The organism is Pseudomonas sp. PS01303 (genome assembly GCF_029959385.1).
GTDB classification, from domain to species: Bacteria; Pseudomonadota; Gammaproteobacteria; order Pseudomonadales; family Pseudomonadaceae; genus Aquipseudomonas; species Aquipseudomonas rustica.
The window spans coordinates 1-16,261 of sequence record NZ_JASCPK010000135.1; the positions used below are offsets into that span (position 1 = coordinate 1).

General features: G+C 61.5%; 19 protein-coding genes and 2 pseudogenes. 1 reads left to right on the forward strand and 20 read right to left on the reverse strand.

Annotation, left to right across the window (positions count from 1 at the left end):
• Positions 1-240: 240 nt before the first annotated feature.
• From QMX93_RS24880 to intI1 (QMX93_RS24935), 12 genes and pseudogenes are all read right to left on the reverse strand, one after another.
• Entirely contained in the window at positions 241-501 is a 261-nt protein-coding gene (locus tag QMX93_RS24880) for a hypothetical protein (protein ID WP_282358304.1), read from the reverse strand.
• An 11-nt stretch (positions 502-512) separates the two neighbouring features.
• Positions 513-821: a hypothetical protein gene (locus QMX93_RS24885; protein ID WP_282358305.1), complete on the reverse strand. Its 309-nt coding sequence runs from the start codon at positions 819-821 to the stop codon at positions 513-515.
• Positions 811-1,623 (reverse strand): 3'-5' exonuclease, encoded by an 813-nt coding sequence (locus QMX93_RS24890; RefSeq protein WP_282358306.1) that lies wholly within the window; start codon positions 1,621-1,623, stop codon positions 811-813. The genes QMX93_RS24885 and QMX93_RS24890 overlap by 11 nt, the downstream gene beginning before the upstream one ends.
• 15 nt (positions 1,624-1,638) lie before the next feature.
• Positions 1,639-2,175 (reverse strand): hypothetical protein, encoded by a 537-nt coding sequence (locus tag QMX93_RS24895; protein ID WP_282358307.1) that lies wholly within the window; start codon positions 2,173-2,175, stop codon positions 1,639-1,641.
• Positions 2,176-2,181: 6 nt separating this feature from the next.
• Positions 2,182-2,619, reverse strand: a complete 438-nt coding sequence (locus tag QMX93_RS24900) for a PIN domain-containing protein (protein ID WP_065863011.1) — start codon at positions 2,617-2,619, stop codon at positions 2,182-2,184.
• Positions 2,616-2,852, reverse strand: a complete 237-nt coding sequence (gene vapB, locus QMX93_RS24905; protein WP_065863010.1) for a type II toxin-antitoxin system VapB family antitoxin — start codon at positions 2,850-2,852, stop codon at positions 2,616-2,618. The genes QMX93_RS24900 and vapB overlap by 4 nt, the downstream gene beginning before the upstream one ends.
• A gap of 9 nt (positions 2,853-2,861) precedes the next feature.
• The gene (locus QMX93_RS24910) at positions 2,862-3,287 is read right to left on the reverse strand and encodes a DUF192 domain-containing protein (RefSeq protein WP_282358308.1); all 426 of its coding nucleotides are present in this window, start codon (positions 3,285-3,287) and stop codon (positions 2,862-2,864) included.
• Positions 3,288-3,618: 331 nt separating this feature from the next.
• On the reverse strand, positions 3,619-4,272 hold the full coding sequence (locus QMX93_RS24915) for a DNA-binding protein (protein WP_257361889.1): 654 nt from the start codon (positions 4,270-4,272) through the stop codon (positions 3,619-3,621).
• Positions 4,273-4,880: 608 nt separating this feature from the next.
• A complete protein-coding gene (locus QMX93_RS24920; RefSeq protein ID WP_065863007.1) occupies positions 4,881-6,035 on the reverse strand; it encodes a replication initiator protein A in 1,155 nt (384 codons plus the stop codon).
• Entirely contained in the window at positions 6,022-6,639 is a 618-nt protein-coding gene (locus tag QMX93_RS24925; protein WP_065863016.1) for a recombinase family protein, read from the reverse strand. Before QMX93_RS24925 ends, QMX93_RS24920 begins: the two co-directional genes overlap by 14 nt.
• Before the next feature lie 528 nt (positions 6,640-7,167).
• A pseudogene (gene intI1, locus QMX93_RS24930) lies at positions 7,168-7,821 on the reverse strand (class 1 integron integrase IntI1); the annotation flags it as partial.
• 315 nt (positions 7,822-8,136) lie between these two features.
• Positions 8,137-8,505: pseudogene (gene intI1, locus QMX93_RS24935) on the reverse strand (class 1 integron integrase IntI1); the annotation flags it as partial.
• A 160-nt stretch (positions 8,506-8,665) separates the two neighbouring features.
• On the opposite strand from intI1 (QMX93_RS24935), the gene QMX93_RS24940 reads away from it, so the two are divergent.
• Positions 8,666-9,217 (forward strand): chlorite dismutase family protein, encoded by a 552-nt coding sequence (locus tag QMX93_RS24940; RefSeq protein WP_082412261.1) that lies wholly within the window; start codon positions 8,666-8,668, stop codon positions 9,215-9,217.
• A gap of 166 nt (positions 9,218-9,383) precedes the next feature.
• Here QMX93_RS24940 and QMX93_RS24945 read toward each other — a convergent pair whose 3' ends face one another.
• The 8 genes from QMX93_RS24945 to QMX93_RS24980 form a co-directional block, all read right to left on the reverse strand.
• On the reverse strand, positions 9,384-10,007 hold the full coding sequence (locus tag QMX93_RS24945; RefSeq protein WP_003155741.1) for a recombinase family protein: 624 nt from the start codon (positions 10,005-10,007) through the stop codon (positions 9,384-9,386).
• Between the two features lie 61 nt (positions 10,008-10,068).
• On the reverse strand, positions 10,069-11,280 hold the full coding sequence (locus QMX93_RS24950; protein WP_087920919.1) for a TniQ family protein: 1,212 nt from the start codon (positions 11,278-11,280) through the stop codon (positions 10,069-10,071).
• Positions 11,277-12,185, reverse strand: coding sequence for a TniB family NTP-binding protein (locus QMX93_RS24955; RefSeq protein ID WP_087920920.1), 909 nt, complete (start codon positions 12,183-12,185; stop codon positions 11,277-11,279). Before QMX93_RS24955 ends, QMX93_RS24950 begins: the two co-directional genes overlap by 4 nt.
• Positions 12,186-12,187: 2 nt before the next feature.
• Complete coding sequence (locus QMX93_RS24960) at positions 12,188-13,867, reverse strand: DDE-type integrase/transposase/recombinase (RefSeq protein WP_169921708.1); 1,680 nt, start codon at positions 13,865-13,867, stop codon at positions 12,188-12,190.
• Positions 13,868-14,025: 158 nt separating this feature from the next.
• Positions 14,026-14,286 (reverse strand): hypothetical protein, encoded by a 261-nt coding sequence (locus tag QMX93_RS24965; RefSeq protein WP_065863006.1) that lies wholly within the window; start codon positions 14,284-14,286, stop codon positions 14,026-14,028.
• A gap of 10 nt (positions 14,287-14,296) precedes the next feature.
• Positions 14,297-15,385, reverse strand: a complete 1,089-nt coding sequence (locus QMX93_RS24970; protein ID WP_282358311.1) for a DNA cytosine methyltransferase — start codon at positions 15,383-15,385, stop codon at positions 14,297-14,299.
• A gap of 3 nt (positions 15,386-15,388) precedes the next feature.
• The gene (locus QMX93_RS24975) at positions 15,389-15,736 is read right to left on the reverse strand and encodes a theronine dehydrogenase (RefSeq protein ID WP_256094179.1); all 348 of its coding nucleotides are present in this window, start codon (positions 15,734-15,736) and stop codon (positions 15,389-15,391) included.
• Positions 15,736-16,104, reverse strand: coding sequence for a hypothetical protein (locus QMX93_RS24980; protein ID WP_282358312.1), 369 nt, complete (start codon positions 16,102-16,104; stop codon positions 15,736-15,738). Before QMX93_RS24980 ends, QMX93_RS24975 begins: the two co-directional genes overlap by 1 nt.
• Positions 16,105-16,261 lie beyond the last annotated feature (157 nt).

Consider the following 16,261-nt stretch of genomic DNA (forward strand, 5'->3'; position numbering starts at 1 on the left):
GGCCAGCCGGAGGGTGATGAGCACACCCAGGACGCGCAGGGGCGGCAAGGTGGCCTGCAGGCCGCCGCGCAGGCCGACAGGCCGGAGGCAAGCGGAGCGCGCAGCGCCTGGCGGGCCAGGTGCGCAGGCGAGAGGGATTGAAGCCCGAAGGGGCGAGACGCGGCGCAGCCGTGGCTCGATGCGTAGCACGAAAGCCCGGGCCGCAGGCCTCGCGCTATGCCTCGGATGACGCCAGGCCGGTCACTCGCCGGCACCCTGCTCCAGCTCCAGCAAGCGCGCTGTGGCGGCCTGCTCGATCAACAAATACAGGCGCTCAACCTGCTGTTGTTCCAGCGCTTTCAGCAGCTCCAGGGCCTCTACCATGCCCTCGGCGCGGGCCTGAGCAATCAAGCAATTCGCTGCGCTGGTTGCTTTGGTCACTTCGGCCAGGCGCCTGCGCAACACGACCTGATAGCTTGGCGGCAGGATCAGGCCCGGCAGCAATTCCGGTTCGTTTCGCATACCTGCCGTCCTCATTTTTCGCCGACGACCTGGCGCACTTCGGCCATCACCTTGTTCCACTCATCGACCGCATCAAACATCGCGCCGACCGCTGCCAGGGCGTGCTGTTGCTTGGTATACGTGCGGTTCATGTGCTCGGGCACGATCACCACGGTATCCGGGTTGCCGTAGTCCATGAATCCAACGGTAACGCCGCCATCGTCCATGTCGAACATTCGCACCACATCGAGCAGGCGGGCATAGCCTTTCGACTCCCACACCAGCAGGTAACGCACGGCGACTTCCTTGCTCACAACCTTGAAATCGTAATCACTTGGCATGTTCAGTTCTCCGCTTGGTAGAAGGTTTGCGCCCATTGGTGCGTTTGTGCAGGTAACGCAGCACGCCCAAGGTCATGCGTGCGTCGGCCAGGGAACGGTGGGCACCATCCTCCAGTACGCCGCATTCACGGGCGGCCTCAATCAGCTTGATCCAGCGCCATTGCCAGCACCCATACCGGCCTTCAACCCATTCCCCATGCCATTCGGCATACAGCAGCATGGCGCAGGCGGTGGCCAGCTCAGGGGCGACAAGGCCGTGCCGCTGATGGGTCTGCGATAGCAGGCGCACGTCAAAGGAGGCGTTGTAGGCAACGACCGTTCGCCCCGCGACGATAGAAGCGTACAGCTCTGCGATCTCGGGCCAGGCCGGTGCGGTGGCCACCATGTCATTGGTGATACGGTGAATCCCTGTAGCCTCCGCTGGAATCGGCTGAGTCGGGCGTACCAGCGTATTGAGCAGGGGCGTGCCGCTCGCGTCGAGGATCGTGATTTCGCACACCTCGTCGTCACTACCCACGCCTGTTGTTTCTGTGTCCAGCAGCAGACAATCACCGCCGATCAGCGCCTGGGCACGGGCGGCCACGGACTTCCGGCGAAGCTGCGCGGCACTTGGTTCCCATTTCCAGGGCACGCAATCGGCGGGGTCGTAAACATGGTAGGCCCCCTGGCCTTGCCAGACGCTGCCGGCAGGCCGGGTGCTATGTCCCGGCATTAGGCGGTGGCGAAGTTTGAGATCGCGGCAGCACAGCCAACCTTTGGCCTCAGCTTCTGCAGGGGTGAGGTGAATACGCACTCTTGCCATCCCTGGGGCCTCCTGTCAGTTGTCGCCAGTAATGATCGTGTGGCGGGCCTGAGACACGTCCAGCATCCCAGCGCGACCGTCTGCAAAGCGAACAGCCAGGGTCGGCGCCGGTATGCCGGAGGCTGCGTGAGCGGCGGCGCGCAACTCTTCCTCGCTGCGGTGGGCCAGCAGCTCGAAAAGCACCTGGGCGTCATTGGCGGCGTCCACGCTATCCCGTGCCAAGGCTTCCTTGAGGCTCTGCTTTAGCCAATTCGAGGTGGTGGGGTCGGCCAGCGTAGCGGCGATGCTATCGGCAAACTGCGCGGTACCGGACGACTCGCGGTTGCTGCTCACAGCCTGGGCGGCCTCCCGGTCGATAGCGCGCAACTGATCGCGGGCGGGCTGGCTAAGCCCGCTGTGGAACTCGGCAAGCTGGGCCAGGCCGGTGAGCTGCCACCAAGCCGAGCTAAAGCTGTCGGACCGCTCGGGACCATTGGGCAGGGCAACTGCACCTTGCAACTGGGCCAGGTGCAGTCGGGCGCAATCAAGGATGGCTTTTTCCAATTCGGTCATGGCGTCTCAACTCTTGGTAGTGGTGGGTTGGGTCCAGTCTTCGAGGACTAGGCCAGGCACGCGGGCAAATTCGCGGGTGTTGTTTGTGACCAGCACACACCCAGCGGCCAGGGCGTGGCCGGCAATCGCTGCATCGTTGTTGCCAATGGGCGTGCCCAGGCGGGCGAGGGTGGTGCGGATCTGTGTTGTTTGATCCACGGCGGCGGCGTCCCAAGACAGGATGGCGTCCAGCCGCTGCACGAATGCGTTGACCATCGCAGCCACCTTGGGCGATGCCTTGGGGTTGGCGGCCCCGAAACGCATTTCGGAGTAGGTAATTGCTGAAACGACTATCCGGTGCTGGTGGGTAACTGCTTGTTCCAGCTTGGCCAGCACAGCCTCGGGGCGTTCGCGCATGATGAACGAACAGATGTTCGTATCGAGCATGTACGTCTTTTTGCTCATGTGAAGTCACCCAGGAAACGGCCTTCCTCGATCACGTCCTTCCGCTCGATCAGAAAGTCAGGGTCTGCGGGTGCCACGTCGCGCAGCGATGCCCAGGAGGGGCGCACAGGGCGAAGGATCAGGGTTTCACCATCGCGGATAATCTCCAGCTCGGAAACGCCCTGGTACTCCATATCCCGAGGGATACGGATCGCCTGGTTTCGGCTGTTCATGAAAATGGAAACGGTACGCATGGGAACCTCCTACAAGTTGAAACACGTTGAGGCGGTGATAGTGCTGCCGCGCTCGATGCCGAGGTTTGCAAACTGCCCGCGTGGAACCTCGATAATGCCCAGGGCGGGCCGCAATGATGAATGCTTGGTGGTCGTGTGTGGCTCCAGCTCCTGCACGCTCTGGATAACCCCGTCTGCCCCGATCCAAGCGGCCTCTAACGGGGCTGGTGTGTTCTTCATCCACACAAACCGCACTGCCGGCGTAGTCCAGAGAAACAGCATGCCTCGCCCTGGATCTGCCCGACCGGCGAGGCCCTGCGCCTGTGCGGCTTCGGTGGTGGCAACGGGAAGGTCGAGGATCGCGCCATTCTGGAACGACAACCGGCAGTCGGCGCTATGAGCCTGAGCGGTGAGCACGGACCCCAAAAGCAATGCAGGTAAGCAGCGGTTGAGCATCGGAACCTCCCTCAATCTCTGAGAGAATCCTAGCATATGGCAAGCATATGTCAATTGAACAATTGAGCGTGCTGGGGTGCGTCGTTATACTGCGGTCATGCGCTCCTTCGCAGAGCACTAGAGGCCCGTTTGCATTGCCGTGCAGCGGGCTTCGCCATTTCTGGCCCTCCAGCAATCCCCCTCCGCAAGAATTCCTGAAACCTCATAGAGCCTGGTGCGCGTAGCTGACTAGCGAGGCTTGCCCGAGTCTGTCCGGTGCGAGCATCTGGCCGCTGCCGGCAGGCCAAAAAAAAGCCCGCATCGCGGGCTTGGGCTAGGTCGATGGCTCGGCCTATTTGCTCTTCTTCGACTGTTGGTCAAGTTGCTTTTCCAAGGCTTCCACCTGGCCCTCGGCGCGTGCGGCGCGGTCCAGTGCCAGGCGTTCGCTCTTGCGTGCCTCCATAGCTTCGGAATCCTTTTCGTTTGCCCTGGTGACAGCCCGGTGGATCTCCTGGGCGCTGTGCTCCTTCTGGTGTTTCAACTCCAGCTCGGCACGTTGCTCCAGGGCGTGATAGTTGGCCTGTAGCTCGCGGTACAGCGCTGCGGTTTCCTCCAGGCCGGCGATCCTGGCGCGCAGGTCGTGCAGTTCTGCATCCATGCTGTCAGCCAGTGCAATCGCTTCCTCGGCCTGCTCGCGGATCTGCGCGGCATTCTCTTCGATCACCCGGCGTTTCCCTTCCAGGGCCTGGTCGGCAGCAACCCGGGCCAGGTTCCAGATATCGGCGCCGAAGTTCTCAAGCAACTGCGCCAGGGCAGGCGGTGGTGGATCGATGAGTGGCTGGGCCTCTTGCTGCTTGCGGTTCTTCCACTCGCTCATAGCCTCCTGAATGGTCGTAAAGCTGCCGACGCCTCCCAGGCGCTTGCGCACGTTGGCCAGGGTGGGCTTAGTGCCGTCTGCGTCCAGTTCGTCGGCGGCCTTCCAGATCATTTCCTTGGTGAGTGCCATGGGGCGTGCTCCTTTGTATGTTGTAGTGTGTAGTATCATACAACATACTACAAAATACAATACATGCTAACGCTGCCAGTCGGCCTTGTTGGCTCCGCTCCAGCGCGGCGGGTAAGCCACCGCACCAGAGCGCAGCAGCAGAAACGGGGGAGTGTCGGGTTGGCCTGGTGCGCCCGTTCGGTGTGCGCGGTGCCGGTGTCGAGCGTTACCCGTGAGTTATCCACAAGCCAAGCCACAACAAGGCCGTTAAAGGTTTAAGTTAAAGGGTTAATACGCGCGCGCGTTGTTAGCGTTTTGCGAGGCCTTGATTTACTTGGGCTGGCGGGTGGTTCTGGTCCCTGGAGTGACGAAATCGGCGGTCCCTGGAGTGACGAACCCTAGTCCCTGGAGTGACGAATCGACGGTCCCTGGAGTGACGAATTGCGGTCCCTGGAGTGACGAATCGTCTAGGCCGCGAAATTGAGCGCGGTCCCTGGAGTGACGAATGCGCAGATAAAGCCCCCGAAGGGGCTGGGTACAGTTTAAACACGCCTGGATCAATAGAGAAAAACCCTTATACATCAGTAGATTGACCCCTTCCGGTCCCTGGAGTGACGAATTGCCATGACTCATGCAGTAGGAGCGGCCTTGGCCTTGCGTGGCTTCTTGATACCGCTGCGAGTGGCTTTGAGCAAGGCCGTTTTGCCGGCGTCGGACTTGTTGAAGAACAACACCGCGTCTTCGGCGGGCAGATAGGTCATGAAGTAGTCGAGCAAGCTGCCGGCCTCGGCCAGCTCCTTGACCCTGGCGCGAAACTTCTTTTCGGGCTGGGCGCTACCGACTTTCTTTTGCAGCAGGGTCAGGCCAATTTTCCATTGGCCCTGGTCGCCGCAGTGCTTGCGGCAAAGCTCATAGATGCGTTTGGCGATGGCGCTGCGCAGGCCGAAATAGTCGCCAGGGATCGTCAACACGTCCATGGCCGTTGCAGCGTTGTACGTGGTGTCCGATACCTTGATCCGAATCGCGCACATGCGATTCTTGGCGCCCCTGGTGATGATCTCCACGTCATCGAGCAGACCTACCCAGCGCCGGCTCCCGTTCCGATCCTTCGTCGATTCAAAGGTGGCCCGCATGCGAGTCCCGGTAAGCCTATCGAACGCCTTGCTAAGCAGCTCGTAGCCGCGTTCGCTGGTGCTGCTGCGGGTGAAGCTCAGAAGTTCATGGGCCGTCGTTTCGATGACCGGGGATACCGGGATACCAGCGTTGATCGCGGCGACCAGCTTCGACACGCAAAACAGCACAATGTCTTTGTCGTGCTGGGTCGCCCGACCGGCAACACTGGGAATGATCTCGATCTTGTTCCCGTTGTGCTCGTAGCTGATCTGCCTGGTGTCCCCGTCTTCTACGGCGTAGATGGGGTGTTCCATCGTTGGCCGCTCGTCTTTGGGTATCGCCGGCAGGCCGGTGGCAATCCAGAAATCGAGCTGGGTTTCGAGTACCACAACTTGCTTGCGCCCCGCAGAGGGCTTCACCGCTTCGCGCCCTGGTGTCTTGTCTTTCGGCTTTTTGGCTTCTTCGCGTTTCAGCCGCTCCGCTGCCTGCTGGTAGCTTTCGCCTGGTCGTGCCTCGGCCTCGATGCGCTTGCGCCACTTATCGATGTTGATGGCGTCCTGGCCGACCAAGGGGGCTTTGGTCGATGAGCGACGTTTTGCCGGGAGTGCGGGGGCCTGGGCGGGTGAACGCACAAGCACCTGATCGAGATCGAACAATTCACTGGACGACATGCTGGGCCTCCTTGCTCAAGTATTTGTAGATGGTGGTCCTGCTGACTTTGAACCTGGCGGCCACGTCGCTGACGGTCGTCAGTGGATCGGCCAACAGGATCTTGATATCGCGAATTTCCTTCGCCCCGAGCGTCGGTTTACGGCCACCTTTGCGCCCGCGTGCGCGTGCTGCGTCCAGGCCGGCCATGGTGCGTTCGCGGTTCAGCTCGCGCTCGTACTCCGCCAGGGTGGCCAATAAGTTCAACTGCAACCGCCCGCCTGCCGTGCTGGTGTCGATGTGTTCTTTGAGCGATTCAAAGCGAACCTGCATGGCCTCCAGTTGGGTCATGAGCTGGAGAAGGTGGGAGAGGCTTCGACCGAACCGGGAGAGCTGCCAGACGACAACCGTGTCACCTGGGCGCAGCGCTTTTAGCATCTGCTCCAGTTCGGGCCGGTTGGTCTTGGCCCCGCTGATTTGTTCCTCATAGATCCGCGTGCAACCAGCGGCGACAAGTGCGTCTCGCTGTAGGTCTAGGTTCTGGTCCTGCTTGCTGGTTCGGGCGTACCCAATGCGCAGGCCTCCGGTCAATATGTCCAGGGTTGAAGTGTCTTTGCCGTTACGCATGGTTACCCCCATGTGGTTGTCCAGGCTTGCCGGTCGATAGCACCACGCCGCCATCCCATTCGGCCACGACCTCGGCCCCGCAACATGTGCAAGCGGTCGTCAACTCGGCAGCGGTTTCGGCCAGGTGTAGCTGGCCAGCATGGCCGCATGCGGTGCAACGGTACACGTACAGCGCGGTCGGGATGGGTTTGCTTATCATGGCAGTTTCCGTACACCTAATGTAGACATAGAAAAGTTTACGAGAAAGTTAACAGTTATGCCCCAAAAAAAACGCCCTTGGGCGCTTTTTTTGAAGTGTGCAGAAAACGACCGTTTGCTGCACAGCCTGTCGTTTTCAGAAGACGGCTGCACTGAACGTCAGAAGCCGACTGCACTATAGCAGCGGAGGGGTTGGATCCATCAGGCAACGACGGGCTGCTGCCGGCCATCAGCGGACGCAGGGAGGACTTTCCGCAACCGGCCGTTCGATGCGGCACCGATGGCCTTCGCGCAGGGGTAGTGAATCCGCCAGGATTGACTTGCGCTGCCCTACCTCTCACTAGTGAGGGGCGGCAGCGCATCAAGCGGTGAGCGCACTCCGGCACCGCCAACTTTCAGCACATGCGTGTAAATCATCGTCGTAGAGACGTCGGAATGGCCGAGCAGATCCTGCACGGTTCGAATGTCGTAACCGCTGCGGAGCAAGGCCGTCGCGAACGAGTGGCGGAGGGTGTGCGGTGTGGCGGGCTTCGTGATGCCTGCTTGTTCTACGGCACGTTTGAAGGCGCGCTGAAAGGTCTGGTCATACATGTGATGGCGACGCACGACACCGCTCCGTGGATCGGTCGAATGCGTGTGCTGCGCAAAAACCCAGAACCACGGCCAGGAATGCCCGGCGCGCGGATACTTCCGCTCAAGGGCGTCGGGAAGCGCAACGCCGCTGCGGCCCTCGGCCTGGTCCTTCAGCCACCATGCCCGTGCACGCGACAGCTGCTCGCGCAGGCTGGGTGCCAAGCTCTCGGGTAACATCAAGGCCCGATCCTTGGAGCCCTTGCCCTCCCGCACGATGATCGTGCCGTGATCGAAATCCAGATCCTTGACCCGCAGTTGCAAACCCTCACTGATCCGCATGCCCGTTCCATACAGAAGCTGGGCGAACAAACGATGCTCGCCTTCCAGAAAACCGAGGATGCGAACCACTTCTGCGGGATGCGAATGAAGTGTCATCCGTACTAATAAAGTTTCATCCCAATAAAGCGGCTTCTGGTGGCGTTCAAACCGTGCGATCCGGTAGGGAATTAGCAAGATCACAATAGAAATCAATGGCTTATGCTTGCGGCCTGTGTGCAGCAAAATGCAGGAAAGGATGAAACTATATTTGCATGGCTCCGTGGTTTTCAGACCGTTTGAAGGCCGCTGCGAGGCATTAGGATGAAACTTTAGATGCAGGCCGGGCAGGGTGCTTCCCAGCCAGTCCAGCAAAATCGTTCGCGTTAGGGTGAAACTTTATTTGCATCCAACAACTTCATCCGGGGTCAGCACCACCGGCAAGCGCCGCGACGGCCGAGGTCTTCCGATCTCCTGAAGCCAGGGCAGATCCGTGCACAGCACCTTGCCGTAGAAGAACAGCAAGGCCGCCAATGCCTGACGATGCGTGGAGACCGAAACCTTGCGCTCGTTCGCCAGCCAGGACAGAAATGCCTCGACTTCGCTGCTGCCCAAGGTTGCCGGGTGACGCACACCGTGGAAACGGATGAAGGCACGAACCCAGTGGACATAAGCCTGTTCGGTTCGTAAGCTATAATGCAAGTAGCGTATGCGCTCACGCAACTGGTCCAGAACCTTGACCGAACGCAGCGGTGGTAACGGCGCAGTGGCGGTTTTCATGGCTTGTTATGACTGTTTTTTTGTACAGTCTATGCCTCGGGCATCCAAGCAGCAAGCGCGTTACGCCGTGGGTCGATGTTTGATGTTATGGAGCAGCAACGATGTTACGCAGCAGGGCAGTCGCCCTAAAACAAAGTTAGACATTTAGGGCACCCATCACATGAACAATCATTATTCATTCATTGGCGGTTCCGAAGGTTCATGGCGAGTCACAAGCTGTGAAACCGTCATTGGCATGCCTCTTGAAATGGTGCAAAGGGTCAATGTCGTTAATATGCCCTCAATCAATTTGGTCGAACGTGGCACCTGGACACTTCAAGGCTTTACAAGCAATGTACGGTACGCTGAACGGCAGGAGATCAATCAACTTCGTGCAAAGCAGGAAGACTTAAATCGTCCTACGTCATCATGTGCAGCGCTCATTCCAATAAAGAAAAGTCCAGAGTGGTGGGCCATGTCGCAAGAGGAACGGCGCAATATTTTTGAAGCACAGTCACACCACACAGAGATTGGGCTGGCTTATCTTCCAGAAATCGCAAGACAACTGCATCATTCTCGTGATCTCGGTGAACCGTTCGATTTCTTAACTTGGTTCGAGTTCGCCCCGGAGCATACTGCCTTATTTAACAAACTATTGGCACAGTTACGTTCATCAAAGGAGTGGGAGTACGTCGAACGCGAAATAGATATCCGACTTGTGAAAAATTTCTAACAATTGGTTCAAATCGCTCGCTGTGCTCGCCGGGACGGGCTAAAGCCCGCCCCTTAACCAAACGTTGAACGACAGCTTTCCCAAAAGCTCTACGGCTGCTCTGGGTCGACACCGGTAATCGGATCGTTGCCGCACTGAACAGCGCCCCGTTCCAGGTCGCCTCCATTTATGCGGCTGAACCGAGGGAGAGCAGCTTTACGCCGTCTGGCCGCAGTTCGCCCTTGGGCGACACGTGCCGGTAGAGCGTCTGCCGGGTAATCCCGAGTTCTTCGCAGAGATCGCCCACCTTGGTTTCCGGTTGCCCCATGCTGGCCATCGCCAGGCGTAGCTTGGCGGCGGTCATCTTGAAGGGGCGCCCCCCTTTCCTGCCGCGAGCGCGCGCCGAGATAAGTCCAGCGACTGTTCGCTCGGAAATCAACTCACGCTCGAACTCGGCCAGCGCGGCAAAAATACCGAACACAAGCTTGCCGGCGGCAGTCGTCGTGTCGACCGCCGCACCGTGACCGGTCAGGACCTTCAGGCCCACGCTACGCGCAGTTAGGTCGTGCACGGTGTTGATCAGGTGGCGCAGATCACGGCCAAGCCGATCGAGCTTCCACACGATCAGCGTGTCCCCTTCACGAAGCGCCTTCAGGCAAGCAGCCAACCCTGGGCGATCATCGCGCCTGCCCGAGGCCAGATCCTCGTAAAGGTGCGCAAGGCTCACACCAGCGGCGATGAGCGCATCGCGTTGCAAATTGGTGGACTGGGATCCGTCCGCCTTCGATACCCGCATGTAGCCGATCAGCACCTTTTCACCCGTCACGTATACGTTCGATTATGTGACAGTGTGAGCCAGAACGTGCCGGGCGTCAAAATTTGTCACTTAACCCGTCATTTTGACTAAGACATGCAAAGGGTATGTGAGGCTCGTAATGTGACAGAAAATCCAGTGGAATCCCCTCGTTGGCGAAGGTGAGCCGCAGACGTTCCAGCGATTCGGAATCGTGTCGCCCATAGGACGCCAGCGCGAACAGTGAGCGGGCCGTCTCCGGGTTGTGCCGTGCCTCGATGATGGCCTCACTGATGGCCTGGGCCGCCCGTTGCCAATGGTTGACGGGTTCGGGTTTCGGTTTCTTCTCTGGCAGGCCATTGGTGAAGCCCGTCTGCGGCTCGGCCAGGAACAGCGCGGCGTGTTCCCCGCGCGGGAGCAGCGCCCTCGACTCGATCAGCGCGATGGCCGTGGCCGCCGCTTCCTGCATCTGCATCTGCACGGCCGGGGCCAGCACCTCGAAGGGCCGCCACAGACTCTGCCCGGCGCGCAGCGGATGGCCGCAATGCTCCCAAACCTGACGGATGCTGCCCGCACTGCCGCCACAGTGCGACAGCGGGGTGTTCAGTTCATCGAGCAGGGTGCGTAGCAGCCGGAACCACAGACCGGCATGGATGCGCCGATGCGGCAGTTCCACAAAGCCAGTCGTCAGGGCCTGCCAGGTGCGCCGGTCCATGCTGGCAATCGCCTCATTGGCGGGACGCGGGGCCGCCTCGGCGTTGTCCCACTGGAGATACCGTCCGGGCATGCCCCAATAGGATGCCAGCCAGCAGCCATGTTGCAGGCAACTCAGCATGAGCGGGAGCTGCCAGACGAGCAGCACGGCCTGGTTGGCCGGATCGTTCAGGCACTGCGGGCAGGCCCGGCGCATCGGCTGGCTCGGCAGCCAGGCACGCCAGCGCGTGATAGACCGCGCCTTGCGCTTGGGTAGCAGCACCGAGCATTGGAACGCATAGGTTTCCAGGGCAGCAGGCAGCGAATCGTCAAGACTGTCCAGCAGCCATGGCACCCAGCCTGCCAGGCTCATCAAGCGCAAGCGCTCCAGTTCAACCCCGCTGCGCTGGGCAATCATCGTCAACAAGGACAAGGGTGGCTCGGTATCCAGGTCATCGAGCTGGTCATGGCCGAGATCGTGTGCCAGCAGCTCATGCACGTCCATCCGGTAGCAGGCAGCGACCCGGTTCAGCCAGGAGGACAGGGCTTCGCCTTCCCTGGGGGCCGGATGCAACGGCCAGCGGGGCGCGGGCTTCACATCAGTTCCCGCTCGAATTGTCGTCGCCGTTCGCTGGGGCCGGTGTAGTCGGCCATGTTGAGCGTGCGGTGGTTGATCGCTTCTTCGCCGCTCTCCACGGCGGCAATGGCCGCCGCCATCAGCAGATGCGCCAGTTCACCGATGGTGCCCTCGCTACGGGTGAGCAGGTAGCGGGCCATGTCCAGCGTGGCAATCGGCGAGGGCCGCCGCAGCGGGAGCGACGCCGCGAAACTGGCCAGCAGCGAGCAGCAGTCCTCATTGGCTTCCCACAGCGGCAGCAGCATCGGCTCGAAGCGGTTTTCCAGTTGGTCGTCTGAGCGGATGGCGAGATACGCTTCGCGCGTGCCGACGCCGACCAGCGGGATGCGCAGCTCGTTGCCGAGAAAGCGCAGCAGGTTGAGAAATTCCCGCCGGTTGACGCTGTTGCCGGCCAGCACGTTGTGCAGCTCGTCGATCACCAGCATGCACACGCCAACCTTGCGCAGCAGGGCCAGCGCCAATTGCTCCATCTCCGGCAGCCGGGGACGTGGGCGCAGTGGGGCGCCCATCGCGGCGAGCAGGGCGACGTAGAAGCGGATCACCGAGGGTTCGGACGGCATCTGCACCACCAACACTGGAATGTGCTCCTGGTCGGCATCGGCGCTGGCCGGGTGCGAACGCCGGAACTTCTCGACGATCATCGACTTGCCGTTATTGGTGGGGCCGATCAGCAACAAATTGGGCATGCGTTGCTTGTTCGGCCAGGCAAACAGGGTTTCCAGCCGGTTCAGCGCCTCAACCGCACGCGGGTAGCCGATCCAGCGGTCAGCGCGGATGCGCTGGATACGCTCGTCCGCTGGCAGCCGGGCCAGCCCCTGTGCCGCTGGCAGCAGGTGGGACAGGTCAACAATGGGGTATTCGTCCACGGCTACCACTCCTCGATCTGGTCGAACGGTTTGGCCGGTGGCAGGTTGGCCGCCTGCGAGTCCGCCATGCCCGTATCCGGCGGTGTAGGCTTGACGGGCGGAACCGACTGCTTGAGGTGCTGGCGTCGATCCGCATCACGCCGCGCCTTGCGCGTGGCCTTCTGCGCGGTGGTCACGATCTCGCGCATCTGGCCGATCATGCGAAACAGCGCCGACTCATCCACCTGCTCGCGTCCGAGCTGACGCAGCTTCGCCAGCGCCTGGCGCTGCTCCCAGAGGGTGACAGCCGGGTGAGACAAGGTGCGGTACGGGACTTCCAGGTAGTGCTGCCCCTCCGGCTCCAGCACCCAGATACGGCTGATGTCGCGCGGGTCGCGCCGGATCAGGAAGGTCGGCAGGCGGTCACGCCGGGCGATCCACGGCTTGAGGGCATCGGCGTAGTAATGGATGTGGTCAACGACAAAGCCGGTGCGAGTCAGCGTGCGGCGCATGACCGGCAGAAAATCGACCAGAAACGCGGCAGGCCGTGTGACCACGGGCGGAACACCGACCCGCGCCACTGCTTCGGCCCAGCGCGTGGCCGGTGGCTGGAGCAGGCCGTTGTGCACTGAGGCGTGATAGGTGCCCACGGCCAGCGTCAGCCAGCGCTCCAGCTCGCGCAGGGTCAGGGCGGCCATCTTGTCAGCGTCGTACTCGCCGCGCTGACCGGGATTGGAAAAGGTCGTGCCCGGCAGCTCATCGTGGATCATCTGCATGGCGGTGCCGATGATCCTTTCCACGATGCCGCCGTAGTGCGGCTGGCCGGGCGGCCGGTAGTCCAGGCGGATGCCATGCTGCTCGCAGCCCCGGCGCAGCGCCTCGCTCTTGAACTCGGCCGCGTTGTCCAGGTAAAGCAGTCTGGGCTTGCCGCTCATCGGCCAGTTCATCTCGACATCCAGCCCTTCCAGCCAGGGACGCTTGTCGCAGGCGACATGCGCCAGGCACAGGCCGACCGAGACGGCGGACGGCGCTTCGAGCGTGACCACCATACCGAGCACGCAGCGGGTGAAAACGTCAATGGCCAGCGTGAGGTACGGGCGGCCAATCGGCTGCCGGTCGTGTGCATCCACCACGATCAGGTCGATGACCGTGTGGTCGATCTGCACCTGCTCCAGCGGTTCGGAGACGGCCGGCGGGATGCCGCCCACGCCTTGCAGCTCGTGGGAGGCATCCTGACCTTCCCGGCGGCGCACCGTTTTGAGTGGATCGAGGCTGTCGATACGCAAGGCCACGGTGTTGCGCGTCGGCACCCGTAGCTTCTGTGCCTTGCAGGCTTGCGCGACATCCCGATGGAACGCCGCGAGGCTGCGCCTCTGCTTGGTCAGGAAACGCTTTTGCAGCAGCTCACGGATGATGCGCTCGACCGGCTCCGGCAAGCGGCCCTTGCCTTTACCACCGCTTGACTGCCCAGGAGCGAAGTCAGTGACCAGCCCCGCGCCTTGCCGGGCGCGGCGGATCAAGGCATAGACCTGCCGCCGGGACAGGCCCAGCGCCTGGGCTGCCGCATCGGCCGCCACATGCCCGACCATCTCCGCCTGTGCCAACGGCCCGATGATCTCGGCGCGACGGCGCGCACGCTCCCATGCCTGATCTGGCAGGGTCGCCACGCCTTGCTCGGGAATCCGTGCGGTATTGGTCGCCATGCTCACCTCGCTTTGGTGCACACGAGTATTGAGCATAGACGAGTTTCGTGCAGAGGAGTCCTGACATTGGGTTGTCAGGAGCCGACTGCACAACAGCCTTCAAACCGCGTTGTCTGGTGCAGTCGCCTTCTGAAAATGACACAGCCATTTGCCGGGGTCTACGCGGCTTTCTCTGCGACAACGGTGCAGTGGTCCAGGGACACCGCGCCCGAAACATCCTCCACCATGATGACCGCCTGGCAGCACATGACGAATGCACGGCCACAGGTTTTGGTCTGGATCGTCTTGCCCGAGCCAAGCAACTCTTCATAGGTCACGGTGATGTCTTCTTTGTGCTGGGCGTTCCAGTCGTAACACTGGATCTTGGCTGCATCCTCCTGCTCGCGCAGGGTCATATTTGAGCGCATCGGTTTCGGCATAACGGCTGTCCTATGTAGGTGGGTTCTGTGTAGAGATCGTTTGGCGTAGCGCTAACTCGGCAGCGCTATCGTCCATGTCCATGTAGTAAGCATCCGCCACCAGCTCGTCGATCTCGCGGGCGCTCACATTAGCATCGAGCGCGGCGCGTAGCAGGCCGGCGTCGAGTCGGTCGTACTTGTAGGCCATGGCCAGCGCCGGGTTGTCCTGGGCGTTGTTGGCCATGAAGAAGCCGTAGGAAAACCCTTCCGGGGTTGCGCTGCGGGCGTTCTTGGTAGCGAGGCGGTTGCCGCCGAATTTGCGGTGCATCTTCGAGCCGTCCGAAGCCTCGACCGGGGCAATGGGCAGGTTTGCATTGAAGCGGCCCCAAAGCAGGGTTTTCTTCGTGTACGGGTCGCCCAGGTGGTGCGGGTCGAAGGCCAGGCGCCACGGCGGTAGACCGCCCAGCTTCTCGATCCGGCCTACCGGGTTCTCTATAGCCCATACGGCAGGCCGGAAATATTCAATGGTGCGTAATGTCTGGTGAACGAGCTGCACGGCGGCAACCGTGCGCCCGTCTGCGTCTTTGGCTGCGAAGTGTCGGGCGCCACTGGTGGCAAATTCGGTGCACGGGCACGCGGCGAGGATGGCGTAGATATCCAGGCCGTCGAAGTCGCCAAACCAGTCACCGAAGAAGCCGGCGCCGAACTCGTTTACGTCGCCGGTAACGGGGTTGTCCTGTATGTCGAAGCGCAGGACCTGGTAGCCGGCATCCTCCCACGGCTGCGACCACTGCCCGGTGTGGTCGAACAGCGACAGCACTACCTTGTCGGCATTGGCTCGCCCTTCGCCCTGGGCGAAGGCGTGGTGTTTCCATTCGGCAATTCGGGCATGGGCGGCGGCTTGGTCAAGCCAGCCATGTGACCGGGTGTGGCGGGCCACCTTGTCGGCCAGGCGCACGATCTCGGACGGCCTGGGAGCGTCGAACAAGTGGTGCTCCAGCTCGCCCCAGCTAATGGCGCTGAACTCGGCGGCGATCTGGCTTAGCTCGAAGTCATCAACGCCCAGGGCCTGGCCGGTGAACAGCCCAGGTTGTGCTGGGCGGATCTGCGTACTGAGCATGGTTCACTCCCCCTTGAAGTAGTCGGGGCGCTGCTCCAGCTCGCGGGCGATCAACTCGTCTGCGAACAGCGGCGCGGCCTTCTCGATGCGCTTGGCCATCTTCTGCTTGCGTACCCGGCCTTTAGCCTCGGCGCTCCAGCGCTTAACGGCGCGGGACTGAGGGAAGTCCAGGCACACACCGTAACCCTCGGGGCGGCGCTTCCAGGCTTGGTGCATTTCTTCCGGCATCCGCGTTCCCGCTGGGGCCTCGATCACCAGCAATTCAAAGTCACCGGGGCAGGGCTGGTGCGGCAGGCACCACCGAAGGGAGTAGCGCCACATGGGCGCTACGTGCTGGGTGGCGGGGATCATCAGGCGTAATCCCATTTGGCCTGGTCCCAACCGGGCAGCTTGCGCTGTGCCGACTGGCGAATGGCATGCAGGGTGCGAAACGCAGGGGTCGAGTAGTAGTCGCTGGCCTCGCTCGACTGGTGCTCCAGGCACTCGATCAACTTGAGCACCTCCAGGGCCGTGAGCCGGCGCACGTCGGTATCCAACAGGAACAGCTTGTCGGGGATGTTTTCACGGGGGTAGAGGACCCGCACAGAACGCACGTTTTCATCGAGCAACTGCTGGCCCTGAGTCTCAAGGATCTCGCGGGCCTCGCGGCCAGGCCTGCCGGTGCAGGTGAACATCAGGATGGCCGAAATGTGGAAACGATCGACAACGTAAGCGCTCATCGGTGTATCTCCTTCGCAGATTCCCCGGAGCGGTTGCCGCCGCTGGTTTCCGGGGTGTCGAGCGGTATTGCTTCGACGTGGTTAGTATCTCAAATCGCGGTGCTGTCGTCAACTGTTGGTAAAACATTCTTTGACGAATAATTGACTTGACGCGGCG